We start from the raw sequence: 24,508 nt of genomic DNA on the forward strand, positions 1-24,508 counted from the left end.
TCAAAGCGTGAGCACGCGGCAGCGGTAGCCGTCGGCCTTCAGGCGCTCGTAGAGGGCTTGCTGCTGCGGCTCGTCGTCGACGTCGGCGACCACCTGGTAGCTGGCTCCGATCGCCACTTCCGGCGGCGGCAAGAGGGCCTCCGGCGCCGACTCCCGGGCGAGTTTGCCGAGCAGCTCGCGGATCGGCGCCGACCGGGTCTCGACGCCCGCCAGCAGCTCGGTCAGCCGCGCCTCGTCGGCCACGGCCAACGCGGCGAGCGGGTCGTGCGTGAGCAGCACCTTCTCGGCCTCCGCCTCGTCGAGGTCGAGCACGAGCACCGGCACGGTGGCCGACGGCGAGAGCGCCGCGCGGAGGTGCCCGTCCACCAGCTGCAATCGGCCGTCGGGCAGCTCGCGTGCGAGCAACGCGTCGGCCACGCCCACCTCGCGGAGCAGGTCGCGGAGCACGTCTTGCTGAAACCGGGGGTGGCTCCGCCAGTTCTTCGGGTGGGGCACAAGCTCCGACGCGCGGACGCGCCGCAACTGTTTAACCCGGTCGCGCACCTTCACGGTCGCTGCCTCCTGGCCAGTTCGCGGACATCGTCCTGCAACAGCGCGACGTTGCCGTGCAAGCTCGCTAGCTCGGCGTCGACCGCGGCCAGCCGCTCCCGGTTGGTCCGCGCAAGCTCGTGGACCTCGAGCAACGTCGCCCCCAGCAACGAAACGATCGTCAACGCCAGAGTGCCGATCCCGAGCCAGTCCAGGCGCTCCAGCCGCACGCGGTTGTTGTTGGTCGGCGCCATCTCGCCACGAATGAAGAATCAGAAGGAAAGGTCATCCGGCCGGCCTCGCCTCGCGCAGGGGGGCGGCGCGGCGGACGGCGGTCTCGCCGTCGCTGGCCGCCCCCCCCGGACGGCCAGCGGGCTCACGGGCCCGGCGCCGGCGGGATGATCGGCCCCGCGGGCGCCGCGGCGGGCCGGCCCTCGCCCGAAGCCCCCGCGCCGACCACCCCGTCGCGCCGCGTGGCCGAGTAGAAGCTCGACAGGTTCGTAGGCCAGGGGCCGATGTCGGCCGGGAGTTCGGTGACGGGGATCCCCTCGGCGAGCAGCTCAAGCCGGTCTTCGGTGAACACCCGGTCGAGCCGCGGCACCGTGTCGACCATCTCGGTCGACGTGAAGAACCGCGACGGGTCGTACGCGGCCAGATCGGCGTCGGACAGGAGGAAGCCCTCGGCGGTCGCTTCCTCCCGGCCCTTGCCGAACAGCTCGATCGCCATGTTCACGTACGTGCGGCGCAGGTACTGGCCGACCTGCCCGGCGAACGCGGTAGAGATCTCCATCTCCTTGCGGTTCTCGGTGTGCTGCATCGCCTCGGCGAGCGACACCAGCACCATCCCCGCCCACCGCCGCATGAACGGGTTGCGGACCTTGAAGTAAGGGACCGGGTAGACGCGGAACACCTCACCGGCGGGGCGCGAGTGCAGGGCCTCCATGTTGTCCTCGCCCGGCGCCACCGCGCGGCCGGCCAGGATGTTCGCCGCCCGCAGGTAGAGCTTGTGGACCCGCTTGCAGGTGTTGATCGACGGCGGGATCCGCAGGTCCACGTCCTCGTGGTGCATCAGGTGGAACAGGTTCCGACCGACCAGGTCGACCCAATCGAGGATTTGTGGGTTCAGGCTGCCGACGTCGTTCGACCAGTTCGGCACGGCGTAGCCGGCGTCGCCGAACACGCCTACTCGGTACCACAAGACCGCGTCGGTGTTTGTTAGGGGCATGGCGTTTCAATCAAGAAAGGGAGCGGAAGGGAAAACCTGTTTCAGCCGGCCGAGCCGTTGAGCTTCTGCCGGATCAGCGAGTCGAGACTCGTGAGCAACTCGACCGACCCGGGAAACTTCCGGGCCAATTGCTCGCTCGCCCACTGGTGGGCCAGCGCGAACTGGTCGTTCTCGTACGACACGTAGTGCGTTTGCGGCACGACCCGCTGCGGCGGCGGCGGGCTGTCGACCGCCACCGGGCGAGGCTCGCCCGCTGCACGCGTCACGGTCGCGGAGCGGGTCGTGGAGCGGGCGCGTGTCTCTCGCCAGAGCCGGATCGCCAGCAACGCGGCGATCGCCGTGGGCCCACTTGCCGCCGCGAGCACCGCCCACACACGGGGCGTCCAAGCGCCTCCCAGGGGCCACGTTCGAGGTGTCCCCGGCGGATCGGCGGCGACCCACTCGCCGCCCGGCGGAGTGGGGCGTCCGGGCTCGGAGCGCGGCGCCCGGCGCGGGCCGGCGTCCCAGCCGAGCGCGGGTCGCTGTTGGGGGGAAGGATCGACGCGCGAAGTGTCACGCGACGATCCAGGAGGACGCCGCGGGATCGGCGCTGGCGCGCCGGCTTGGGGAAGGCGCTCCAGCAGCCCCCGCAGCGGCGCCCCGCCCATGGCGTAGGTCTCGCCGTCGCGCTGGCCCCACACGACCGCCACGACTCGGCCTTGGTCGTTGAACACCGGGCCCCCGCTGTCGCCAGATCGGACCGCGCCGTTGATCCGGATGCTCGGCGCCGACGCGCCGGTCGCTGTCGCGGCGCCGACGACTCGCCCCCGCACCGCCCGGAACACGCCCGACGGCCCGAACCCGCAAGCGGTCACCGGCCCCGCGCCGACCCTGTCGCTCGGCTCTGCGGCAGGCCCCGGCAAGGAGCCGACGCTCAGCAGCGCCAGATCGTGCGACCTGTCCAACGCGGCGACACGCGCCGCGTACCGCCGCGAGCCGCGCACGACCTCCGTCGCGCCTGGCCCGTCGAACAGGTGGGCGCAAGTCAGCACGTACGCGGTTCGCCGCCCGCCGCCGATGATCACCCCCGAGCCGAGCGAGGCGCCTCCGGCCGACCGATGGACCACACGCACAACCGAGGCGAACGCCCCTCGCACCGCGGCCGGCGTGGCACGCTCGGCCGGCTCGCTCGGCCGCGAGGGCGGCGGCAGCAGGCAGCCGCCGGGCCCGCACTGCGCGGCCGCGGAGGGCGCGCACGCGGCGACCGCCAACAGGCAAGCGATCACTCGGAGAGCGTTTCGCATGGTCACTCTCCCAAGAAGGTGTACTGGTACGCGTAGAAGGGGCTCCGCGCGAGGTCGGCCGGCTCGGTCAGCCGATCGGCCAAATACGGCGTCGGGTCCACCCCGCCCGCGATGCGGTCCGCCATCGCGCAGGCTTGGCTGCAGAACGGCGGCCGCCGGCTCACGGCGTCGTCCTCCACTTCGGCGCGAACCCACGCCCGCACCAGCGGCAGGTGCAGCAGCGCCGCCCGCAGGACCGCGGCGTACCCGTAGTCGCAACCGGCGAGCTCGCGCAGGTAGCGTGTCGACGCTTCGCGGTCGTACTCCGGCCAGCGGGCTGCGGGGTTCACGCGGAACAGGTCGATGCGGCCGGAGCGGCGCTCGACTTGGCTAGCGAGCGTGACGGCGCGGCCGCCGTGCCACTCACGCACCTCCACGCAGAACGGCGTGTCGCCCCACCAAGCGACCTTGGCCGCGTGGCAATGCAGCCCCCGGCCGGCGATCGAGATCAACCCGCGCCGCCGGAAGAGCAGCAGGTCGCCGTCGCGCAGCTCGTCGGCGACCGACGAGAGCCTCACCAGTTTGCGTAGCGGCGCCGTCATCCGGTGCTCCGATTGGGGCAGGGCAATCGTTCGGCGAGGGCAAACGAAAAAAGCCCGCCGCCGCGTGCTTGCCAAGCAAGAACGCGGCGGCGGGCTCTTTGCGACGCCGCTCAGGCGGGCCTTGGCCCGCGGCGGCTCACGAGGACGCCTCGCCGTGTGATGAGCGGTATTCTACCGCGGGGCGTGGCCAACTCTCGCCGCTTTCACAAAAGCGCCGGCCGAGCCTCACCGCGCGGCGCTGCGGTACGCCCGCCCTTCGATCGCGCTGAACTCGCCCCACACCGGCAGGTGGTCGCTGATCATCTCGGCTTGCTCGAGCGTGAGCGGCCGCGAGTAGCCCAGGTCGCGCTGCAGGTCGAGCACGCCGCGGTCGACAAACTCGGTGGTCATCAGGCTCGAGATCAAGATGTTGTCGTACAGCCGCGTTCCGCGCGTGTTGGTCGCCTGCCGCCGCACCAGCGGCGACAACCCCGGCAGCCGCGCCAGCAGGCCCAGGTCGCTCGGGGTGAGGGAACGGGCCGACGGGTTCGGCCGGTACGGCGAAGCGGCGGGCACCGGCGTGTTGAAGTCGCCCAGCAGGATCACGTCGTCCTCGGTCGCGTCGCCGGCGATCCGCGCACGCTGGACCTGCTTGTACACCCCGTAGAGCGCGTCCAGCTCCTGGCCGACGAGGTCCGGGTCCACGTGCACGTTGATCAGCGTGAACGTGAACGGCGTGTGCGGCGCGCGGATGTTCGTGCGGAACAGCGCCGCGTACGGCGGGCGGTGCAGCCGGTCGTCGGGGTCCGGCACGACGGAGCAAAAGTTCGGGTGGACCGCGATGGTCGACGTGTTGAACAAGAACGCGTACTGCTCGGTCGACGTCGTGCGCCCCAGCCGCGGGCTGACCCGCGCGTCGTACACGGGCCCGCCGGGCGCCGCGCCGGCGTTCACGTACTGGCTCAAGAACCGCGGGATGAAGTTGTCGTCCTGCGTGCGGATCTCTTGGATCGCGACCACGTCGAACCGCTTCACGACGCGGGCGATCGCGTCCATCACGTTGGGGTTCTCGGCCTTCTTGTCGCCAAACACCCGGATGTTGAAGGTCGCGACGCGGATCGTGGGGGCCGAGTAGCCCCGCTCAGGCGGCGCGAACTGCGGCGCGCCGGCCGCCGGCGGGGGCGCCGATTGGGCCGGACCCGCCCCTTGCGCAACCTCCGGCAACGCCGCGCCGACGCGCTGGGCGGCCTCGCGCCACTGCGCGGGCCCCCAGCCGCTCAGGAGCGACCATCCGCCGCCGGCGATCGCCAGCAGCACCACCAATTGCACCAGACGCTGCACCTTGCCCCTCCTTGGGCGGTCCGCAGTTTCCCTACACATCGGCTCATCGGACGCGTCTGCCGGGCGCAAATCGCTGCCGAGCCTGCCGAGGCGGGGTAAGATTAACGGCGCGTCGAGAATTTACCTATGCGAGTCAAGAGCGGCTTTTCGTGGCGCCACCGCTGCTAGCACCGCCGTCGCCGCCCCGCGCCCTACGGCGCGGCTGGGCCGGCGGTCCGTTGCTGCTGGGGGCCATCGCGATGCTGGGGGGCCCGGCAACCCACGCCGACACGGTCGAACTCGACACGGGCGGCCGCTTGCACGGCGAGGTCGCTGCCGATGCGGCGGATCGCCGCCGCGTCGTCGTCGAGACGCAGTACGGCGCCATCAAGCTGCAGCGCAGCCGGGTCGCCCGGATCGACCCGGAGTCGCCGGCCGAGGCCGAGTACCGCCGCCGCACGCCCACCGTGGCCGACAACGTCGAGTCGCAATACGCGCACGCGATGTGGTGTCGCGACCAGGGGCTTGCGGGCGAGTCCCGGCGCCACCTCGCGCGGGTGGTCGAGCTCGACCCGAGCCACGCCGAAGCGAGACAGTTCCTCGGCTACCAGAACGTCGACGGGGACTGGCTCACGCGGGAGCAGGTGCTCGCCGACCGGGGACTCGTCCGCTGGGACGGGGAGTACCGCACCGCTCAAGAGATCGAGTTGCTCAAGCGGCAGCGCGCCGCCGAGCAGCTCCAGCTCGAGTGGCGCGACCGTCTCGCCGCTTGGCGCGAAGGGCTCGCCGACCCGGCGACCGCGCGCGACGCGGAGCAGCGCTTCCGCGAGCTATCCGACCCGGCCGCTTCCCAGCCCTTGGCCGACCTGTTCAACCAAGAGCCCGACCCGATCGTGCGCCGGCTGCTGGCGGACACGCTGGGCCACCTCGGCACGCCCGCGGCGCTCGGCGCGCTGGTCGACGCCGCCTTGGCCGACGCCGACCCCGAGGTCCGCGCGCTGGCGATCGAGCGGCTCGCGAGCGACCCCCGCCCCGGGATCGAGAGGCCCTTCCTCACCGCGCTCAAGTCGAAGGACAACGCGGTGGTCAACCGAGCGGGCGCCGCGCTCGGCGCGTTCCGGTCGCCGGCGGTGATCGAGCCGCTGATCGACGCCCTGATCACCACCCACCAGCGCCGCGTGGGACCCGATTCGGGCGGGCAGCAGTTCGATATCAACACGGCCAGCGGCGTGTTCAACGTCGGCGGTGGGCCGAAGGTCATCCGCGCCGACCTCCGCAACCCGGCGGTCCACGCGGCGTTGGTCCAGGCGACGGGGGTGAATTTTTCTTACGACAAGGGCCGCTGGCGGGAGTGGCTGGCGAGCCAGCAGGTCGCCGAAGATGTCGACCTCCGCCGCGACCCCTAGCGGCGACGCGTTCCTACTTATCCGAGCGACGGAGCACCACGATGGCCAAACCGACGGTCGCCGTGATCGGCGCGAGCAGCAACCCGGCCAAGTTCAGCGCCCAGAGCGTCCGCGCCCACGCGGAGTGCGGCTACGAGGTCTTCCCGGTCAACCCGCGTGGCGGCGAGGCCGAAGGGCGCCGGGTCTACCGCGCCATCGGCGAGGTCCCCGCCGGGCCGCTCGACCGGGTCACCATGTACGTGCCGCCCGAGGTGGGCCTCACGCTGATCGACGCGATCGCCGAGAAGGGCTGCCGCGAGCTCTGGCTCAACCCCGGGGCGGAGTCCGACGAGCTGGTCGAGCTGGCTCGCCAGCGCGGCCTCAACCCGATCGTCGCGTGCAGCCTGGTCGACTGCCGCTCGCGTGGCGCCCACGACTAGCAGCCTGTTGAAGAGCGCCGCCCGGGCGTTCGTCGACCTCGCCGGGCTCGGAGCGAGCTCCTCGCGGCTCGCAAAACACCGGCTTTCAGCCGCTGTTTTGAGGCCGCCATCCCGGCGGCGGCGCAGCCCGGCGATAAATCAACGGGCTGCTAGTTCACGTTCGGCGGAGCCGCACTCCGTTCATGCGGCGGCGGCCCGGTCCCACATGCCGCGGTGCACCACGGCCGCGGCCACCCGGTCTTCGAGGTTCGGGCGGAAGACCGTCAGCAGCGCCAGCGGCAGGTACCAACCGATCGCCAAGCCTCCGCTGTGCGCGTGCCAGAACTGCACGCCCAGCATCAACGCGGCGGTGCCGCTGAGCAGGGTCGCCAGGTTCTTCTGCGAGGGCCACAACGCGAAGCTGCCGGACAGACCGAGGAAGGCGAGCATGATCGGCAGACGGTACCAGCCGTTCCAATAGGCCCACACGCCGCTCAGGCCAATCATCGGCGGCAGCCGCACGCCGAACATCTGCTGCAGCCGCGCGAAGAACATCGCGGCGTCGGTCGACGTGAACACGAGCGTAGCGACGAGCACCGCCAGGGTCGCCGCGACCCCGCCCGCGAACCGCCAGAAGCCTCGGCCCCAGTAGAACGAGCCCCACAAGGGGAGCAACGCGAACGGGTAGTAGATGGCGCCGCACGCCAGACCGATCAGCAGCCCCGACAGGGCGGGGCTGCGGTAGAAGTACACCGCCCAAACCAACAGCGCCGCCGGCAACGCGTGGGTGACGTTGCCGGTCCACAACGCGGTGTAGGGCATCAACAGGTAGAGGGTGGCCGCCGCCAGGCCCAGGTGCAGGTTGCCGAAGTGGCGCTGCGCTATTAGCAGCAGGCCGGCCACGACCGCCAACTGGCACACGATCGCCATCACCTGCGCGGTGACCACGTTGCGTCGCGTGTCGTCGCGCAGCGCGTCGGAGACCTCGCCGCGGTCGGCCACCAACGCCCTGGTAGAAACGTGGGGCAGCGTGAGCAGCAGCGAGAAGCCCGGCCCGTGGGTGTCGAGCGTGTTTTGTTCGACCTCCGAGGCCTCGCGGTTCGCCAGGTGCTTCGCCCGCTGCACCGCCTTTAGGTCGGACTCGTCCGGCCGGCCGGTCAGCACGTTGGCGGTCAAGAACGCGAGCAGCGACGCCGTCAAGAAGCTGAGCCCCCCCGGCGACAGGTTCGCCTCGAGCAGCGGCCGACGCACCATCGAAGTGTCGTACAGCATCCTCACCAGCAGCAGCAGGCTGACCGCCAGCAGCCACACGTAGCCGATCAACGCGACCGACTCGCCCACCTGCCGACGCAGCGACTGCTCGATGCACAACAGGCCCGGCGCGAGCAGGATCAGCAGCACCAGGTCGAGGTTGCGGAAGCAGAACAGACGGTTGAACTTGAAGAACAACGCGATCGTCAGCAACGACGACAGGTACGCCCACGACGTGGGGTTGACCCGCTCGTACTGGAACAAGAGTTCGCTCATCGTGGCGTGCCGCCTACTGCGGTGCGAAGCGGGGCCGGCTGGGATACTGAACGATACGTGAACGCGGGAGCCGAGCAAGCGGTCACGACGGTTCGCCCCCGGGCGGGCACGACGCGGGAGCCACCCTTGGCGGCCCGTTCGGCGCGCCGGCGGCCGGGCCGCCATCGGCTTCGGCGAGGGCCAGCCGCGCCTCGGGGTGCTCGTCGTCGAGCTCCAAGGCCGCGTGCAGACGCTCGCGCGCCGCTTCGGCTTGGCCGGCCATCTGCAACCACTCCGCGAGCACGAAGTGGTCGTCGGCCGACGGGGGGCTCTCGGCCAACGCCGACCGCCACAACGCGATCGCTCGGCCGAGGTCGCCGTCGTCGAAGCAGCGCCAGGCGCGCTCGCGGAGCGTGGCCGGCGCCGAGGGGGCGCGCTCGCGCCACTCCAGCACGGCCGGCTCTTCGCCCTGCTCCGCGCCGGCCGGCTCGAAGAGCAGCCGCCGCTGGCCGCTGGCCTCCGTCGGGCGCGTCGGGTCGACCACCACCACGCCGTGGTCGACGCTGACCGGCAGCGACACGAGGGGGCGGTCGACGTGCGGGTGCCGCGCGGCGAGGCGCTCCGCCTGCTTCTCGATGTCGGGCAGCGACAGCCCCGAGTCGAGCAACCGGGCGAGGGTCTTGGCGGCTCGGGCCTCGTCGAAGTCGAAGAAGTCGAGCCGGTTCACCGTCAGCCGGGGGCGCAGCAGCCCGCGTCGCCGCCAACGCTTGATGGCCTGGATCGGGGCGCCGACCAGTTCGGCCAGCATCGACGGCGTGTGCAGCACGCCGCGCGGCGCCGCGCAGTGGTCGGGCGTGTCGAGCAACCCCAGCCGACGCCAGAGCTCGCTCTCGTCGATCACCTCCACGCCGGGTGCGACCCGTGCGCCCAGCGTTCTCGCGTCGGGCCCCGCGTTCTCGCCGATCACGACGAGGTCGGGCGTGAGCGCGTCGAGCGTGGCGCCGCTGCGCCGGACGGCCGCTTCGACCGCACGCCGCGACGCGGCGCCGAACCGCCCGACCAGGTGCACGCGTCGCGCGGCCAGCGGCGGGGCGTTCTCGGTAGGCGGCGGGGCGTTGATCGGCACGGCGCGGGAGCCAAGAAGCGGGGCGGGCGCCGCAGAGCGGCACGGTCCGCCGGGCTGTGGAACGCCATCATCCGTTCCCGCTACGCCACGTCAACCGCCGCGGCGCCGACTAGCCGCAAACGTCGCAGGCGGGCGCCTCGACGGGGCGTTGCACCATCACCGTCCGCGGCACGCGGTACGTGTAGGTGACCGGCTCCATGCGCGTGACCGTCTTGGGGACGCGGACCGTCTCGGTCTGGTCGACCAAGCGGCACACGCGGACCTCCACCGGTTCGACACGCTCCTCGGACACCATGCGGCACGTGGTCACCGGCACCTGCCGCACGCGCTGCTCCGTGACCATCCGGCAAACGCGGACCGGGACCTTCCGCTCCACCCGCTCCACCACCTGGCGGCACGTCTGCACGGGGACCTTGCGGGTGCGCTGCTCGGCGACCATCCGGCACACCTGAACGGGAACGCGCCGCTCGCGCTCCTCGGTCACCATCCGCGTGACCTGCACCGGCACCGAGTCGGTCACCTGCTGCGGCACGTAGCTGACGACCGGCGTCTGCACCGCCACCGGGTTCGGCCGGAAGACCCGCTGGACCTGGTGCGTGGGGGGGCGCTCGTTGGTCACCCACGACAGGCCCGGGCGGACCGTCTGCACGAGCCCCGTCTGCGGGTTGACCGTCTGCTGCGCGGGCAGCCAACGCAGGTGCGGCCACGACTTCGAGCCGGGCGTGGTGACCACCTGGTCGACGAACGCCCCCTGGTCGACGACCTGCGTCTGGAAGGTCGTCACGGGCCGCATGACCGTCCGCGTGCGCGGCTGCATCACCGTGTCGCACACCGGGCGTTGCACCAGGTACCGCTCGACACGCTCGCGCGTCTCGTACACGGGCCGCTGCACGGTGTAGCACTCGTCGCGGTAGGAGGTCTCCACCACGTTCCGCACACGATCGTAGCTGCAGTCGCGGTAGCGCGTCTCGTACACGGGCCGCTGCACGCAGTAACGCTCTTCGCGCACGCTCGTCTCGCGGACCGGCTTGAGCACCTTGTACCGACGCTCCCGGACCTCGGTCTCGTAGACCGGCACCTGGCGCGTCACCTGCCGCTCTTCGTACACGGTCTCGGTGACCGGGCGGTAGCAGGTCGCTTGCCGCTCCTCGTACACGGTGCGGCACTCGACGACACAGGCCGTCGCGCACGCGTCGCACGCGGCGCCGCCCTGCGCGCCGGTCGATGCCGGAGCGACGCAAAGGACCGTAGCTAGGGCTGCTCGCAACGCCTTCATCGGGGAGCCGTCGGGTTGGATAGAGTATCGTTTGGTTTGGGTGGGCGGCGCGCGGCGCCGTTCGTTCCGCTAAGTGAGTGTGCGGCAGAAACCGGTGGCCGGCAAATCGAAATCGAGCCTCACGACCGCGCGCGAGCCGCTTTTCCTAATGCCGCTGTGCGGTTGCGCCGCTGGGGCAATCTAGGAACCCCCCGCCGCATGCACTCGACACTCGGGGGCGGGCGCCCGCCGGTCGCTGCAACCGCTACAACCCTCCCGCCACACGCCGCCGACCCACCTTCAAGAGACGCCGCTTGCGACTGCTCGACCTCACTCTGCCGACCCCCGAAGAGAACCTCGCGCTGGACGAGGCGCTGCTCGTCGACGGGGCGCCGCCGACGCTGCGGCTGTGGGAGTCGCCCACGGTGTTCGTCGTGCTGGGCCGCTCGTCGCGCCGGGAAGAAGAAGTCAACCTGCCCGCTTGCCGCGAGCAGGGGGCAGGCGTGTACCGACGCGTCAGCGGCGGCGCGACGATCCTCACCGGGCCGGGTTGCCTGATGTACGCGGTCGTGCTGGACCTCGCCGAGCTGCCGCACCTGGCCGACCTCACCCGCGCGCACGAGCACGTGCTCGGCCGAGTCGCCGGCGCGCTGCGCCGCCTCGAACCCACCGTCGCGCCGATGGGCACGAGCGACCTGGCGGTCCGCCGCGGCGGCGCCGCGCGGAAGGTGTCCGGCAACAGCATGCGGCGCACCCAGTCGCGGCTGCTGTACCACGGCACGCTGCTCTATGATTTCGACCTGCCGCTCGTGGGGCGCCTGCTCGGCGCCGCGCCGCGGCAGCCCGAATACCGCCGCCGCCGCAGCCACGAAGAGTTCGTCGGCAACCTGCGGGCGAGCGCCGCGCAGATCAAGGCCGCGCTGATCGACCAGTGGCGCGCCGAACACGCCGCGCCGAACGAGACGCTGCTGCGGGTCACGTCACGGCTGGTGCGGGACCGGTACGCGAAGCCCGAATGGAACGAGTCTAGGTGAGCCCCCGAGAACAGCTACGCGCCGACCTGCTACGCTACACTACACGGCATCCCCACGAACTGTCTGTCGCCGAGCGGATAGTTCGCCTCATCGACGACCGCGCCGACTGCGCTTCGAGGACCTGCGAGCCCGGCCACCTGACCGGTTCGGCCTGGGTCGTCTCGCGCGACGGCCAGCGGCACCTGCTCATGCTCCACGCGAAACTCCGCAAGTGGCTGCAGCCCGGCGGCCACGCCGACGGCGACTGGGCCCTCGCCCGAGTCGCCCTCCGCGAAGCGGCCGAAGAGACCGGCCTGGAGGGCCTGGAGCTGGTCGCCGACGGCGCGGGTTTCCTGCCGCTCGACATCGACGTCCACACCATCCCCGCCCGAAGCGACAAGAGGACCGGCGCCGTCGAACCGGCGCACGAGCACCACGACATACGATTCCTGGTTCGTGCTTCGGGCGCCGACACGCTCCGCCAGAACCGCGAATCCAACGAGTTGCGTTGGTGCACGGCCGACGAGGTGCGTAGGCTCACCGCAGAGACCAGCGTGCTCCGCCTGCTAGAGAAGGCCGAGCGGCGCTTGGCGGGGCGAGCCGAGCGGGCCTTGCATTAGCGAACCAACTTACGCAAAGAGAGCGAAGCATGGCGTCAGTCCCTGTCGGCAACGACAGCGAACGACTCGGTTGGGGCCAGGCCATCAAGTCGGACCTGCCGGCCTCGATCATCGTTTTCCTCGTCGCGCTTCCGCTGTGCATCGGCATCGCCGAGGCGTCCGGCGCGGAGCCCGCGCAGGGGCTGATCACCGGCATCATCGGCGGCTTGCTGGTCGCGCTGATCTCCGGCTCGCCGCTGCAGGTGAGCGGGCCGGCCGCGGGGCTGTTCGTGCTCGTCGCGCAGGTGATCGAAGAACTCGGCCCGCTCGCGCTGGGCGTTGTGGTGCTCGGCGCCGGGCTGATCCAGGTCGGGGCGGCGTTGCTCAAGTTCGGCAACTACTTCCGCGCGGTCTCGCCCGCGGTCATCCAAGGAATGCTCAGCGGGATCGGCGTGTTGATCCTCGCCAGCGAGTTCCACGCGATGGTCGACGACCACGACGCGGCCGTCCCCTGGCTCGACGCGGGCTACCCGAAGGGGATCGCCAACCTGCTGTCGATCCCCAAGTCGCTCGAGCTCGGCCTCGTGCCGCTCGACGGGTCGCCGCACCACGTGTCGGCCGCGCTCGGCGTGGGCACGATCATCGTCCTGGTGCTGTGGAATTTCCTCCCGATCAAGAGCCTGCGGATCGTGCCCGGCGCGGTCATCGCCGTGACGCTCGCGGCGGGCGTGACCCGCATCATGGGATGGGAAGACACCATCACGCACGTGATCGTGCCGGACAACCTGCTGGACGACGTCGTCCTCCCCACGGCCTGGCCCGTGGCCGGACTCGCGTGGGGGGCGGTCCTCGTCGCGGCGATCGAGATCGCCCTGGTGGCCAGCGCCGAAACGATGCTCTGCTGCGCCGCGGTCGACCAGATGCAGTCCAAGGTCCGCACCAAGTACGACAAAGAACTGCTCGCGCAAGGCGTCGGGAACTCGCTCTGCGGGTTGGTCGGCGCGCTGCCGATGACGGGTGTCATCGTCCGCAGCTCGGCCAACGTGCAGGCCGGCGGCCAGACCCGTCTGTCCGCGTGGCTGCACGGCCTCTGGCTGCTGATGTTCGTCGCCGCGTTGCCGTGGGTGCTGAACTACATCCCCCGCGCGAGCCTCGCGGCCGTGCTGGTCTACACCGGGTGGAAGCTCATCAACCCCAAGGGCGTGTACCGCCTGTGGAGCGTGAGCCGCCCCGACGGGATCATCTGCCTGATCACGCTCGCGCTGGTGGTCGGCGTCGACCTGCTGACCGGCGTGCTCGTCGGCGTGGCCTGCACCGCCGCGCGGCTGCTCTACACGTTCGCCCGGCTCGACGTCGACCTGGTCGAGGTCCCCGAAGCCGGACGCACCGACCTGCACCTCCGCGGCGCCGCGACGTTCCTCGCTTTGCCCAAACTCACCGAGGCGCTGGACCGCGTGTCCCCGAACACCGAGCTGCACGTGTCGCTCCAGAACGTCACCTACGTCGACCACTCGTGCCTCGAACAGTTCATCAACTGGGAGAAGCAACACGAGGCCACCGGCGGCAAGCTCGTCATCGACTGGGACGACCTGACCGCCACGTTCCGCGACGCGGGCAAGAACCTCAAGAACAACTCCGAATCGGCGGGCGCAACCGTAGGCGGCGCTAGTCGTTAGGCGCTAGGCGCTAGTCGGCAGGGAGGCGATCGAATTGGGAGCCGATCCTTTCAGCGACGACTAGCGCCGCTCGACGACGCAAGCCCACCAAGCCACTCCCCCACGCCCGTTCCGGCGAGGCCCACCATGAGAGAACTCCCCCAGCTTTTCGACAACAACCGCGAGTGGGCGAACCGGCAAACGTCCATCAGCCCCGAGTTCTTCCACGAGCTCGCCAAGCAACAACGCCCCGAGTACCTGTGGATCGGCTGCGCCGACAGCCGCGTGCCGGCCAACGAGATCATCGGCCTCAAGCCGGGCGGCGTGTTCGTCCACCGGAACATCGCCAACGTGGTCGTGCACAGCGACCTGAACTGCCTGTCGGTGATCGAGTACGCGGTGCGGGTGTTGGGGGTCAAGCACATCATCGTGTGCGGCCACTACGGCTGCGGCGGCGTCGGCGCCGCGCTGGCGGACCAGCCGATCGGGCTGATCGACAACTGGCTCCGCCACATCCGCGACGTGCGGCAGAAACACGCCGACGAGCTCGCCCGCCTGCCCGACGACGCCGCCCGCGTCGATCGCCTCTGCGAGCTCAATGTGCTCGAGCAAGTGAAGAACGTGTGCCACACGTCGATCGTGCAACAGGCCTGGCGCGACGGCCAATCGCTCTGCGTGCACGGCTGGATCTACGGGCTCAGCGACGGGCTGCTCCGCGACCTGGGGGCGTGCATCACCGGCCCCTCGGAGCTGGACGTCGCCTACCGCCTCGACCCAAACCAACAGACCGCCTAGCCGCCGACCAGACCATCGCGCCACGCGGCCAGCTTCTGCTCGAAGCTCCGCCCCGCGTGCGCCGGACTGGTCGACGGCAGCCGCACCAGCCGCACGCGCGCCAGCTCCTCCGCGACCACCGGCGCGACGTGGCGCCGGAAGGCTTGCTCGGCCTTCTGCCCGTTGAACGCGACCAACTGCGAGCGCGGATGCCGCCGGAAGAACGCGGCGAAGTCGTTCGCCTGCTCCGACGCGGCGTCGATCGACGCGTCGAGGCTCCCCAGCCGTCGGCAACTGCGGAGCACGTCCCACACCGCGACGCCCGCCTCGCAGAGCCGCCGCTGGCGGTCCGCGTAGGGCAGGGCGGGGCCCGCGCCGTAGAGCTCGCCCATGATCGGCCAGAACGCGTTGCGCGGGTGCGCGTAGTACTGGCCCGCCGCGAGCGACGCCGCGCCGGGCATCGACCCGAGCACCAGCCGCACCGCGTCGGCGCGCGCGATCGGGGGGAAGCCGCGGGCGAGCGGCGCGGCCGCCATGGGCGCCTCAGCCCCCGCCCGACGGCGCGCGCCGCGGGCCGTCTTCGGCGGCGATCACCGCGGCCACCGACTGGCCCGTGAGCGCGTAGTTGAGCGCGAGGATCGAGGAACCCTCGGCGTCGCGGTGCTCGGCCGCGACGTTCAGCGGGCAATCGGGGTCCGCCGTGGTGTAGTTCAGCGTCGCCGGGACCAGCCCGTCGCGCCACGCGACGAGCGCCAGCGCCAGCTCGACGGCCCCGCCGGCCGCGCCGGACGAGCCGACGTAGCTGGTCGGCGCGGTGACCGGCCGGTCGCCGACGACACGCGCGATGGCCTGCGCCTCGACGGCGTCCGACTCCCGGCGGCTCGACCCGTGGGCTTTGACGAACGCCAGCCGATCGGCGCCGACGCCGGCCGCGTCGAGCGCGGCCGCGGCCGCGGCTGCGATCGACTTGCCGGTCGGGCGCCGCGACGCGACGGAGTCTTCGAACCGCGTCGCGACCGACGCGACGCGTCCCCACGCGGCGCCGCCCCGCACGCCCAGGCCGCGTCGCTCGGCGTGTTCGCGGCTCTCGAGCACGAAGTACGCGGCCCCCTCGCCGGCGACCGCTCCGTCGCGCTCCGCGTCGAACGGCCGGCACGCGCCGCGGGGGTCGTCGGCGCGGCGGCTCAGGCCGGCGCCGCCGTGGAACAACAGGTCGGTCAGGTCGAGCTTGGTGCTCGTGCCGCCGGCGAGCATCACGTCGGCCGCGCCACGCTCGATGGCGGCCGCCGCCTCGCCGACGGCGAGCAGGCTCGACACGTCGCCCAGCGAAATCGTGTTCGTCGGTCCGAACGCTTGCCGGCGGATGCCCACGTGACACGCGGCCATGTTGGGCAGGTACTTGAGCATCCACAGCGGGAACAGCTGCCGCAGGCCCCGCTCCCCCCACTCGACCAGGTCGACCTCGCCCTGCGCGTTGAGGCTCTCGGCGAGCGGCGCGGCGAGCTCCTCCAGGTCGCAATAGAGCAGGCCCGCGCCGCCGACGACCCCCACCCGCTCGGGGTCGACCGAAGTGTCCTCCAAGCCCGAATCGGCCCAGGCCAGTTCTCCGGCCGCGAAGGCCAACTGGATCTCGCGCGCCATGACCTTGAGGCTTTTCCGCGGCTGCACGTACTTCTTCGGATCGAAGTCCGTCACCCGTCCCCCAAACGGCGCGATCCAACCCACCTCGGCCAGCTCCGCGATCCGGTCGATCCCGGTGCGGCGCTCGCGTAGCGATTCGGCCACAGCGTCGACCCCGATCCCTATCGGTGAGACGACGCCCACGCCGGTGATCAGCACCTCGGGCATCTGTTCGGTCGTACGATTCGGGGCTTTGGCAAAGGGCGTGACGGCCGGCGGCCGATTTAACAATCTGGGCAGTCTAGCCTCCCCAGCGGGATCGTGGGCGGGGGGGCGGCTCTTGCAAGCCGGGCGCCACGCCCTTTAGTTGTCGGTGAACCGCACGGTCCCGCGTCGCGCGAATCGCCGCCACCGAGCCACCGCCACGCAGCCCTTCGGTTTTCGATGTCCGACCAAAACCACGCGACGGCCCCCGACGCGCCCGCCTTCTCGATGCGTCAGGCGCGGTCGCTGCTGACCGACGACGACCTGCGACCCCGGCCGGCCATCTACTGGGCGGACCTGATCGCTAGCTGGGCGGGGATGATCGCCGGTTTCCAGGCCATGCGCCTGACGCCGCTGGGCAGCCCGTTGTGGGTGATCGGCTTCGCAGCCGCGGTGATCCTGGGCTACCGGGCGGCGCTGTTCATCCACGAGCTGGCTCACCAGCCCGAGCGCGAGCTGCGGGGCTTCCGCGCCGCGTGGAACGCGCTGGTCGGCGTGCCGTTCATGATCCCGACGTTCGTCTACCAGACGCACCTGGACCACCACCGCCGGCGCCACTACGGCACCAGCCACGACGGGGAGTACCTGCCCTTCGGCTCGCGCCCCGTGTGGCACGCGATCGGCTACCTAGCGCAGAGCTTCGTGATCCCGATCCTGGCGATCGTGCGGTTCGGCGTGCTGACGCCGCTCACCTGGTTCGGCGGACCGGTCCGCGACTGGGTGCACCGCCACGCCAGCTCGATGATCATCGACCCCAAGTACGTGCGTCCGCTGCCCAGCGACCGGCAGCGGCGGTTGATCCGCTCGCAGGAGGTTTCCTGCTTCGTGTTCCTGCTCGTGGCCGGCGCGCTGGTCGTCGGGGGGTGGTTCGGCGTGGGGCCGGCCGACCCGTATGTCCTCGTGCGGCTGTACGCGGTCTCGGTGAGCGTGATCCTGATCAACGCGGTCCGCACGCTCGGCGCGCACCGCTACGTGTACGACCGCCGCGCGGCGGGCGACCAGCCGATGACGTTCACCGAGCAACTGCTCGACTCGATCAACTTCCCGCACCGCCCTTGGCTGACCACGCTCTGGGCGCCGGTCGGGCTGCGGTACCACGCGCTGCACCACCTGTTCCCCTCGCTCCCGTACCACGCGATGGACCGCGTCCACCACAAGCTGATGCGTGGCTTGCCCGAAGACTCGCCGTACCGGCAGACGGTCAGCCCGGGCCTGGGGCACACGCTGCTCGACCTCTGGCGCCGCACGCGCGAGGCCCGCCCGGCGCAGGAACCATCGGGGATCGCCCTCCCGCAGAGCGATCGCCCAACGCGCCGCGACCGCGACGTGGCCGGCGCGGCGTGAGGCCGCGTTCACCCGGCGGGCTGGGGCGAGATCGCCTTCTCGAACACGCGCCACGTCTTGTAGCGTTGGGCGCCCCCCTTCTCGATCGTCTTGCGGCTCAGGTTGTTCGACTCGAGCACCCAGCTGAACTCGCAATCGGTGATCCCGTGCGACAGGCAGGGCTCGAGCATGTCGACCACGAGCGTCACGCCGACGCCCCAGCTCTGGTACTCCGGCAGCACGTTGGTGCTCACCATCCGGATGCGGCGGATCTGGGTCTTGTTCCTCAGCAGGCGGACCCAACCCAGCGGGTAGAGCCGCCCGTCGATCGCGCGGATCCGCGGGTTGTAGTCGAGCAGCCCGAACACGCAGCCGACCGGCTTGCCGTCGACCTCGGCGATCCGGGCGAGCTCCGGCACGAGCAGCCGCCGGAGGTCGGCGCCGAAGTGCTGGACCTCGGCGCGCGACATCGGCACGTAGCCCCAGGTCTGGGTGAGCGCGCGGTTGTAGATCGTGAGGAACGTCTCGATCTCGTCGGCGAACCGCTTGGGCCGCATCGGCCGCACGGTCACGCCGAAACGCTCGCGGACCATCTCGTCGACGGTCACCAGCTTCTTGTCGTGCGCTAAGCGGTCCAGCATCGACGTGTCGCCGCGGTACGCGTACAGGTCGTGCCCCTTGCCGTAGCCGGCCGACTCGATCAGCCGCTGGTAGTAAGGCGGGTTGTGGGTCAGCAGGAAGTACGGCGGCGTGTCGAAGCCGTCGATGAGCGTGCCCAGCTCGTAGTTGATGGTCGGGTTCATCGGCCCGCGGCACGCGTGGAGGCCCCGCCGCGCGAGCCACGCCTCGGCCGCGGCGAACAGCCCGGCGGCGGCCGCCTCGTCGTCGAAGCACTCGAAGAACCCAAAGAAACCCGTCTTGTCGCCGTGCGTCTGGTTGTGCACGCGGTTCTCGATCGCCGCGATCCGGCCGACCGGCTCGCCGCCGCGGGTCGCCAAGAACGCGGCGATGCTGGCCCCGTCCCACGCCGGGTGCCGCCCGAAACCGGCCAACCGCCGCTGCACGTCGCGCAGCGGCGGGACCCACATCGGGTCGCCCCGGTTGACCTTCCACGGCAGCTCCAGCCAGTCGCGCCGCATCGCGCGGGTCGTCACGGGCCGCACCACCAGCGGGCGATCGGCGGGTCGGGGAGCGTCTGGCATCGGCGCACCGCTGTGGGACAAAGAGCGAAGGGCCGATAAACTCGCACGCCCGGCCACCCGTCACAACCTCCGCCCCCTCCTGCCCGCCACCGCCCGATGCCGCGAACGCTCGTGACCGGCGCGACCGGCTTCATCGGCAAGCGCCTCGTGCGGCGCCTGGTCGAGCGGGGCGACGAGGTCGCCTGCCTGGTGCGCGCCGCCAGCCGCACCGGGCCGCTCGAGGAACTCGGCGTGGCCCTCTGCCGCGGCGAGCTGGACGACCCGCGCGGCCTGATCGCGGCGCTGGGCGGCGCGTTCGAAGGCCGCGGCGCCGAGCGGCTCTTCCACCTGGCCGGCCTCACCCACGCGGTGCGCTACGAAGACTTCCACGCGGCCAACGCCCAAGGCACGGCCAACCTGCTCCGCGCCGCCGCGGAGGCCGGCGCGCCGACCGTCGTGATGACCAGCTCGCTGGCCGCCGCCGGCCCCTCGACGCCCCAGGCGCCGCACAACGAAGCCTCCCCGCCGGCGCCCATCTCCAACTACGGCCGCAGCAAGCTGGCCGCCGAACGCGAAGCGCGCCGCCTGGCCGGCGCGGCGCCGATCTCGATCGTCCGCCCGCCGGTGGTGTTCGGCCCGGGCGACCGCGACGGGCTGATCCTCTTCAAGTCGATCCGGCGCACCGGCCTGCACGTGGTGCCGCAGCGGCGGGGGCTGCCGTTGTCGCTCGTGTTCGCGGACGACCTGGTCGAGGCCTTGCTCGCGGTCGCCCAGCACGGCGAGCGGCTCGCGCCCGGCGGGCCCGAAGGCGACCCCCACGGCCTCTACTACGCGGCCGATCCGGCGGTGTCCTCTTACGCCGAAATGGGCCAGATGGCCGCCGCCGCGATGGGCAAAACGGCCTGGGTCTTCCGCCGGCGCAAGTACCCGTTCTTGCCGGTCGCGCTCGCCGGCGACCTGATGGGTCGCGTCCGCGGCAAGGCGCCGCTTTTCGGGATGGACAAGCTCCGCGAGGCCTCGGCCTCCGGCTGGGTTTGCGACCCAGCCAAACTGATCGACCAGACCGGCTGGGCGCCCACGCGGCCCGCCGCCGAGCACTACGCCGCGACTTACCGCTGGTACGTCGAACACGGTTGGCTGTGAGGCTCGTGGCTCTGGCCACACGACGCGCCGGAACCCCTACGGCGGGAAGACCGTACAAAGCACGACGAGCACCGGCGGCCTAGCGGACGCGGCCTCGGGTAGCCCGCACGCCCCCGCCGAGCCTAGAATCCCGGACCTCGCTCCGACCCGCGACTGGCGCCCGTTCCGACGTGACCCACCCCCCGACGTGACCCACCCCACGCCCGCAGACGCGATCCAGCCGCCCAACCCGCGCACCGCCGCGCTGCTAGCGTGGTTGGTCCCCGGCCTCGGCCACCTGTATCAGGGCCGGCGCGCCAAGGGCGTGTTGTTCATGACGTCGATCATCGGCTTGTTCGCCGCCGGCATGGTGATCGGCGAGGGCAAGGTCGTTTACGCGTCGACCCTGCCGTTCACCCCGGTCCGGAGCTACGTGTACGACGGCTGGCCCTTCCTCTGCCAGTCGGGCATCGGCGCCGTGGCGATCCCGGGCTGGATCGAGCGGGCGCGGTACCTGGCCGACGAGCCATCGATGTTCGGCCCGACCTTCTACCCGCCGGTGTCGGCCGACCGAGTCGGCGCGAACCCGCCGGTGTCGATCGACGAATCGCAGAACCGGGTGATCCACCCCGACGGCGCGGCCAAGCGGCGGTACGACTTGGGCTTCCGCTTTGAAGTCGGCATGGTCTACACGGTCGTCGCCGGCCTGCTGAACCTGCTGGTCGTGTACGACGCGTACTCCGGCCCGTTGGTCCCCGACGAGAAAGACGGCGCCGACGACGCTCCGGACGGCGCCGACCCGGCCACGAAAAACGGCGACCGCTCCCCGCCGCCCGACTAGCAAGCCGCGCGCAGCGCCGATCCCCCCCCGAGACGTTCCTGAGCCGATGGCATGTTGATCCTGCTCGCCGAGGTAAACCGCTTGGTCTACGCCCCGCTGCTGCTGGCCGCCGTGAGCCTGGTCTACGCCGGCACGCGGCACGAGGACCTGAGGTCGATTCTGCGCCACGCGGGGAGCTTCGGCGTTTGGACGGTGGTCTTCATGGCGGCGATCGCCGCGGTGATCGAAGTGCTGGCCTTTTTCCAGTAGGCCCTTTCCCGGTGAGGCCTCCCCTCCGGTAGACTCGGTCTGGCCACGCGTCCGTAGCTCAATTGGATAGAGCACCGGTCTTCGGAACCGGGGGTTGGGGGTTCGAGTCCCTCCGGGCGTGCTTCTTGGCGCCGCGTTCTGTGGCGCCCCGCCACCCGCTCAGCGGGACTAGGGCTTGGGATTCGGCTGGGGCTGGGGCTGGGGCTTCGGCTTCGGCTGGGGCTGGGGCGCCCTCGATCTGGTGAAGGGTCCCCGATTCGGTGAATCGGCGGAAAACCCCGCAGGCCAAGGCCTCTTTCCTCGGTGCGCCGCGGCGGGCTCACCAGAACGGGGAATCTCGCCAGCCGGCACGGCGCGGGGGGCGGCTCCATTCGCCACGACCTAAGTCGTCTTGTGGTAACGGCTTGCGATTCGGGGAGCGGCCGTGTTCGCGGCTTGGCATAGGCCTCGCTAAGGAGGTCCCCACGCCCCGCGGCGGTTGGTCCGCCCGGGCGATGACAGACCCTCGCGCAACCGCGCCCCAACCGGAGAAGGTCAATGAGCACCGACCACAGCTACGGACACGACGACTTCGAGTACGGCCGCAATTCGTCTCCCAGCAAGAAGCGGGCAGGGGAAACCGAGCGTAGCCGTCCGACGCTGAGTCGCCGACGCGGCAAGAGCCCGCAGTCGGTCAACGGCATCCACAAGCGGCGCCGCCGCAAGATGTCGTGGTGACTCCCGCTCGCTCCGCGAGCGGCAGGTCGCAAAGTTCCGTCGCGTTACGAGCCGAGCCAAACGGGGGTGGCCGATCCGCCCGCCCCGCTGTTGGCCGCTTGGTCGTTGCGCATGCGAGTCTCCCTGCGGGGGCTGGCGTCGGGCCCGCGGGCCGCGCGCCGGCTCCCGAGCAGGGGGGAGCTTCCTGTTTCCACCATGGCTTTACACCTCGCGACCTCGACGGCCGGCGCCTCGCTGCAGGCGGGGCGGGTCGCCCGGAGTTCGATTCGATGAGTCACACCGTCACCGCGACCCACACGACGCTGCGTCAGGGGGTCCGTCCGCACCGGCAGAAATCGAGCGAGTCGGTCTGCCTGCTGCTGGCCGCCAACGCCGGGCGCCGCGCCGGGCTGTCCAAGGCGGCCAAGTCGGCCGGCTGGCGAGTGCTGGAGTGCGACTCGGCGACCGAGGCCACGCGTCAGCACCAGCGGTGGCTGACCCAGCTCACGGCGATCGACCTCGGCGCCACCGCCGAGTCCGTCCGCAAGGCGTGCCAACAGTTTGCCGAGTCGATCCGCCAGAGCGATCGACTCCTGCTCATCTACGACGAGCCCGGCTCGCCCGAGACCGAGGTCTGGGCCCGTCAGAACGGCGCCTGGGCGTACGTGCCGTCGCCGGAGTTCAACGACGGCTTGGTTGAGCTGTTCGCCGAGGCCCTCACCGCCGCGGCCAAGTCGGGCCCTTCGGCGGTCGCGCGTTAGGCCGTCATGACAGACCACCAGCCCAGCCCGCCGCCGCCAGACGGCCCGCTACGCCGCTCGGCACCCGAGCGGCAATCGGCGCGGCCCGGCCGGTCCGAGCGCCGCAAGGCGCGCCGCGCGTCGCGGCAGAAGCAGCACGGCAAGCCGGTCGAAGGCCTGCACCGCCGCGGCTCCCATCGCGAAGGCGCGTAGCCCTCGCCTGTTCGAGCAGCCCCGGCGCGGCTCACCGGGCCGTCGCCACGCCGGTCGAAGCCGTTCGCGGCGCCGCTTCGACCCGCACCCGGTGCGAAGCCACGGCCAGGCCGTCGGGCCCCTCGACGCCCAGCCGCGCGATCAGCTCGCCGCGCCGGACCAGGTCCTCTAGCGGCGCCGCCAGCTCGAAGCGCTGCCCGGCCGCGACCGGTTGCTCGACCCGCGCCACCGCGGGCAGGTCGGGACGGCTTGCCCGTTTGACCGTCAGCCGGAGCCGGCCCCGGATCGGCGCCCGCCCCCGCACGGTGACCGCACCGCCCGGCGCGACGCGTGGCTCGGCGACCGACTCCATCGGCGCGGCCCGCCCGATGGCGAGCAACGGGTCGCCCATCAACTGGTAAAGCCGGGCGTGGTCCTGCCGCTCGTCGTCGAGCGTCGCGTCGCCGGGGCCCAGCAGCCGCGCGAGCGAGTCGAGCCCCTGCAGCAACGGCGTGCCGGCCGGAGCGAGCGTCGCGGCTCGCGCGTCGGCCAGCCACCGCCCGGCGCTCGGCTGGCGGGCGCCCTCGCAGCCCGCCAACAGCGCGGCGCCGAGCCGTGCGTTGCCGTAAGGCATCGACACGCCCGTCGAGGCCACCACGGCGAGCGGCCCCTCGCTTGCGCTGAGCAGCTGTTCCACCACGCCGAGGCCCGGGGCCGCCGTGTCGCCCGCGTAGCAAGCGAGCAGCACCGCGATGTCGGCGCCGCCGGTGAGCCGAGCCAAGTCGGCGGGGTTCACGCCGGGCAGCCGGTCCCGTAGCCCGTGCCCCAGCCAGACCCAAACGCCGCCCCGCCGTGGCGGTTGACCGTTGTCGTTCGGCCGCGGCACGGCGGGGGCGGCGCCGTCGATCCGCTGGAACGACAGCTCCGAGGCGCTCGGCGCCAGTTCGATCAGCACCCGCCGCGCTGCGCCCTCGATGGCCGCGTCGGCCAGCGGCCCAAAGCCCCCCGCGCCGGCGGCGATCTGCAGCCGCGTGTCGCCCCAGTTCGCGGGCCGCGTTTCGCGCTGGATGACCCGGTCGAGGTACTCGCCGAGCGACCGCGCGTCGGTGAACGGCAATCGGCCCACCGTGACCGGCGCCGCCGGAGCGGCGAGCAACGCGTCGGTGGCGATCGATTGCTCCGGCCCGTAGCGGTGCACCGCCCGCGCCGGCGCCCGCGCCATCGGCGGGCCGACGGCGCCGCCATCGCCCACCAGCACGACCGTCCGCGCCCCGTGTGGTTCACCGCCGAGCGGCGAGAGCGAAGGCGCCTGGTCGACGCGCTCGACGATCGACACCCGCAAACCTTGCCGCTGGCGGAACGCGATCCACCGACCCAACGCGGGCTGCAACTCGCGCGGGCAGGCCACGACGACCTCGTCGCCGGCGGCGACACGCGGCGCCGAGGCCAACAGCAAGCCGATCGTAAGAAGTGCGAGGGCTTTCATAGGGTGCGAGCCTAGCCGGCGGCGCCCGGCGTGTCTCGGGCAATCGGGGTGGGTCGTCACGACGGTGCTCGTGGCTGGCGGCTCGCACGCCCATCTCCTTCGAAGGCGGGCGGCGTGCCACCCGGCCACGGACCACGGACCGCTGA

Annotated in this window: 26 protein-coding genes and 1 tRNA gene; 14 read left to right on the forward strand and 13 right to left on the reverse strand. The window is 71.7% G+C overall.

The genetic code is table 11. The features are described from left to right. From RIC11_RS15310 to RIC11_RS15335, 6 genes are all read right to left on the reverse strand, one after another. Entirely contained in the window at window positions 1–549 is a 549-nt protein-coding gene (locus RIC11_RS15310) for a ParB/RepB/Spo0J family partition protein (RefSeq protein ID WP_350212824.1), read from the reverse strand. Continuing rightward, a complete protein-coding gene (locus RIC11_RS15315) occupies window positions 546–782 on the reverse strand; it encodes a hypothetical protein (protein WP_350212826.1) in 237 nt (78 codons plus the stop codon). The genes RIC11_RS15310 and RIC11_RS15315 overlap by 4 nt, the downstream gene beginning before the upstream one ends. A gap of 122 nt (window positions 783–904) precedes the next feature. After that, a complete protein-coding gene (locus RIC11_RS15320; RefSeq protein ID WP_350212828.1) occupies window positions 905–1,753 on the reverse strand; it encodes a hypothetical protein in 849 nt (282 codons plus the stop codon). A gap of 41 nt (window positions 1,754–1,794) precedes the next feature. After that, on the reverse strand, window positions 1,795–3,036 hold the full coding sequence (locus tag RIC11_RS15325) for a S1 family peptidase (RefSeq protein WP_350212830.1): 1,242 nt from the start codon (window positions 3,034–3,036) through the stop codon (window positions 1,795–1,797). Between the two features lie 2 nt (window positions 3,037–3,038). Further along, window positions 3,039–3,617 (reverse strand): hypothetical protein, encoded by a 579-nt coding sequence (locus tag RIC11_RS15330; protein WP_350212832.1) that lies wholly within the window; start codon window positions 3,615–3,617, stop codon window positions 3,039–3,041. Window positions 3,618–3,842: 225 nt separating this feature from the next. Then, on the reverse strand, window positions 3,843–4,937 hold the full coding sequence (locus tag RIC11_RS15335) for an endonuclease/exonuclease/phosphatase family protein (RefSeq protein WP_350212834.1): 1,095 nt from the start codon (window positions 4,935–4,937) through the stop codon (window positions 3,843–3,845). A 149-nt stretch (window positions 4,938–5,086) separates the two neighbouring features. Here RIC11_RS15335 and RIC11_RS15340 point away from each other — a divergent pair, with 149 nt between their 5' ends. Both RIC11_RS15340 and RIC11_RS15345 read left to right on the forward strand, forming a co-directional pair. Next, the gene (locus tag RIC11_RS15340) at window positions 5,087–6,322 is read left to right on the forward strand and encodes a HEAT repeat domain-containing protein (RefSeq protein ID WP_350212836.1); all 1,236 of its coding nucleotides are present in this window, start codon (window positions 5,087–5,089) and stop codon (window positions 6,320–6,322) included. Window positions 6,323–6,363: 41 nt separating this feature from the next. Further along, window positions 6,364–6,741: a CoA-binding protein gene (locus tag RIC11_RS15345; RefSeq protein WP_350212838.1), complete on the forward strand. Its 378-nt coding sequence runs from the start codon at window positions 6,364–6,366 to the stop codon at window positions 6,739–6,741. A gap of 180 nt (window positions 6,742–6,921) precedes the next feature. Here the strand turns inward: RIC11_RS15345 and RIC11_RS15350 are convergent, their stop codons facing one another. From RIC11_RS15350 to RIC11_RS15360, 3 genes are all read right to left on the reverse strand, one after another. Then, window positions 6,922–8,247 carry a hypothetical protein gene (locus RIC11_RS15350; RefSeq protein WP_350212840.1) on the reverse strand — a complete coding sequence of 442 codons (1,326 nt, stop codon included), beginning with the start codon at window positions 8,245–8,247 and terminating at the stop codon, window positions 6,922–6,924. A gap of 82 nt (window positions 8,248–8,329) precedes the next feature. Continuing rightward, window positions 8,330–9,352, reverse strand: a complete 1,023-nt coding sequence (locus RIC11_RS15355; protein WP_350212842.1) for a MerR family transcriptional regulator — start codon at window positions 9,350–9,352, stop codon at window positions 8,330–8,332. 109 nt (window positions 9,353–9,461) lie between these two features. Next, the gene (locus RIC11_RS15360) at window positions 9,462–10,628 is read right to left on the reverse strand and encodes a hypothetical protein (protein ID WP_350212844.1); all 1,167 of its coding nucleotides are present in this window, start codon (window positions 10,626–10,628) and stop codon (window positions 9,462–9,464) included. Between the two features lie 293 nt (window positions 10,629–10,921). Between RIC11_RS15360 and RIC11_RS15365 the strand changes: the two genes are divergently transcribed. The 4 genes from RIC11_RS15365 (at window position 10,922) to can (ending at window position 14,669) form a co-directional block, all read left to right on the forward strand. Next, complete coding sequence (locus tag RIC11_RS15365; protein WP_350212846.1) at window positions 10,922–11,641, forward strand: lipoate--protein ligase family protein; 720 nt, start codon at window positions 10,922–10,924, stop codon at window positions 11,639–11,641. After that, on the forward strand, window positions 11,638–12,240 hold the full coding sequence (locus RIC11_RS15370) for an NUDIX hydrolase (protein WP_350212847.1): 603 nt from the start codon (window positions 11,638–11,640) through the stop codon (window positions 12,238–12,240). The genes RIC11_RS15365 and RIC11_RS15370 overlap by 4 nt, the downstream gene beginning before the upstream one ends. Window positions 12,241–12,269: 29 nt before the next feature. Continuing rightward, window positions 12,270–13,895 carry a SulP family inorganic anion transporter gene (locus RIC11_RS15375; RefSeq protein WP_350212849.1) on the forward strand — a complete coding sequence of 542 codons (1,626 nt, stop codon included), beginning with the start codon at window positions 12,270–12,272 and terminating at the stop codon, window positions 13,893–13,895. A gap of 126 nt (window positions 13,896–14,021) precedes the next feature. Then, the gene (can, locus tag RIC11_RS15380; RefSeq protein ID WP_350212851.1) at window positions 14,022–14,669 is read left to right on the forward strand and encodes a carbonate dehydratase; all 648 of its coding nucleotides are present in this window, start codon (window positions 14,022–14,024) and stop codon (window positions 14,667–14,669) included. Here can and RIC11_RS15385 read toward each other — a convergent pair. Continuing rightward, the gene (locus tag RIC11_RS15385; protein WP_350212853.1) at window positions 14,666–15,184 is read right to left on the reverse strand and encodes a DNA-deoxyinosine glycosylase; all 519 of its coding nucleotides are present in this window, start codon (window positions 15,182–15,184) and stop codon (window positions 14,666–14,668) included. The two genes, can and RIC11_RS15385, sit on opposite strands and share 4 nt — an antisense overlap. A gap of 7 nt (window positions 15,185–15,191) precedes the next feature. Continuing rightward, the gene (locus RIC11_RS15390; protein WP_350212855.1) at window positions 15,192–16,496 is read right to left on the reverse strand and encodes a beta-ketoacyl-[acyl-carrier-protein] synthase family protein; all 1,305 of its coding nucleotides are present in this window, start codon (window positions 16,494–16,496) and stop codon (window positions 15,192–15,194) included. A 216-nt stretch (window positions 16,497–16,712) separates the two neighbouring features. Between RIC11_RS15390 and RIC11_RS15395 the strand changes: the two genes are divergently transcribed. Further along, window positions 16,713–17,876, forward strand: coding sequence for a fatty acid desaturase family protein (locus tag RIC11_RS15395; RefSeq protein ID WP_350212857.1), 1,164 nt, complete (start codon window positions 16,713–16,715; stop codon window positions 17,874–17,876). An 8-nt stretch (window positions 17,877–17,884) separates the two neighbouring features. On the opposite strand, the gene RIC11_RS15400 is transcribed toward RIC11_RS15395, so the two are convergent. Continuing rightward, window positions 17,885–19,057 carry a GNAT family N-acetyltransferase gene (locus RIC11_RS15400; protein WP_350212859.1) on the reverse strand — a complete coding sequence of 391 codons (1,173 nt, stop codon included), beginning with the start codon at window positions 19,055–19,057 and terminating at the stop codon, window positions 17,885–17,887. A gap of 96 nt (window positions 19,058–19,153) precedes the next feature. Here RIC11_RS15400 and RIC11_RS15405 point away from each other — a divergent pair, with 96 nt between their 5' ends. From RIC11_RS15405 to RIC11_RS15435, 7 genes are all read left to right on the forward strand, one after another. After that, window positions 19,154–20,179 carry an NAD-dependent epimerase/dehydratase family protein gene (locus tag RIC11_RS15405; protein WP_350212861.1) on the forward strand — a complete coding sequence of 342 codons (1,026 nt, stop codon included), beginning with the start codon at window positions 19,154–19,156 and terminating at the stop codon, window positions 20,177–20,179. A gap of 187 nt (window positions 20,180–20,366) precedes the next feature. Beyond that, window positions 20,367–20,999 (forward strand): DUF6677 family protein, encoded by a 633-nt coding sequence (locus tag RIC11_RS15410; RefSeq protein ID WP_350212862.1) that lies wholly within the window; start codon window positions 20,367–20,369, stop codon window positions 20,997–20,999. 51 nt (window positions 21,000–21,050) lie between these two features. Next, window positions 21,051–21,248 (forward strand): hypothetical protein, encoded by a 198-nt coding sequence (locus RIC11_RS15415; RefSeq protein WP_350212864.1) that lies wholly within the window; start codon window positions 21,051–21,053, stop codon window positions 21,246–21,248. Window positions 21,249–21,295: 47 nt separating this feature from the next. Beyond that, window positions 21,296–21,369 (forward strand) — tRNA-Arg (locus tag RIC11_RS15420). 416 nt (window positions 21,370–21,785) lie between these two features. Beyond that, window positions 21,786–21,965, forward strand: coding sequence for a hypothetical protein (locus RIC11_RS15425; protein ID WP_350212866.1), 180 nt, complete (start codon window positions 21,786–21,788; stop codon window positions 21,963–21,965). Window positions 21,966–22,234: 269 nt separating this feature from the next. After that, complete coding sequence (locus RIC11_RS15430; RefSeq protein ID WP_350212868.1) at window positions 22,235–22,705, forward strand: hypothetical protein; 471 nt, start codon at window positions 22,235–22,237, stop codon at window positions 22,703–22,705. 6 nt (window positions 22,706–22,711) lie between these two features. Next, a complete protein-coding gene (locus RIC11_RS15435) occupies window positions 22,712–22,897 on the forward strand; it encodes a hypothetical protein (protein ID WP_350212870.1) in 186 nt (61 codons plus the stop codon). A 31-nt stretch (window positions 22,898–22,928) separates the two neighbouring features. Here the strand turns inward: RIC11_RS15435 and RIC11_RS15440 are convergent, their stop codons facing one another. Beyond that, the gene (locus tag RIC11_RS15440; protein WP_350212872.1) at window positions 22,929–24,362 is read right to left on the reverse strand and encodes a C25 family cysteine peptidase; all 1,434 of its coding nucleotides are present in this window, start codon (window positions 24,360–24,362) and stop codon (window positions 22,929–22,931) included. Between the last annotated feature and the right edge of the window lie 146 nt (window positions 24,363–24,508).

The sequence above is a fragment of the Botrimarina sp. genome, assembly GCF_040219535.1.
GTDB lineage: Bacteria > Planctomycetota > Planctomycetia > Pirellulales > Lacipirellulaceae > Botrimarina.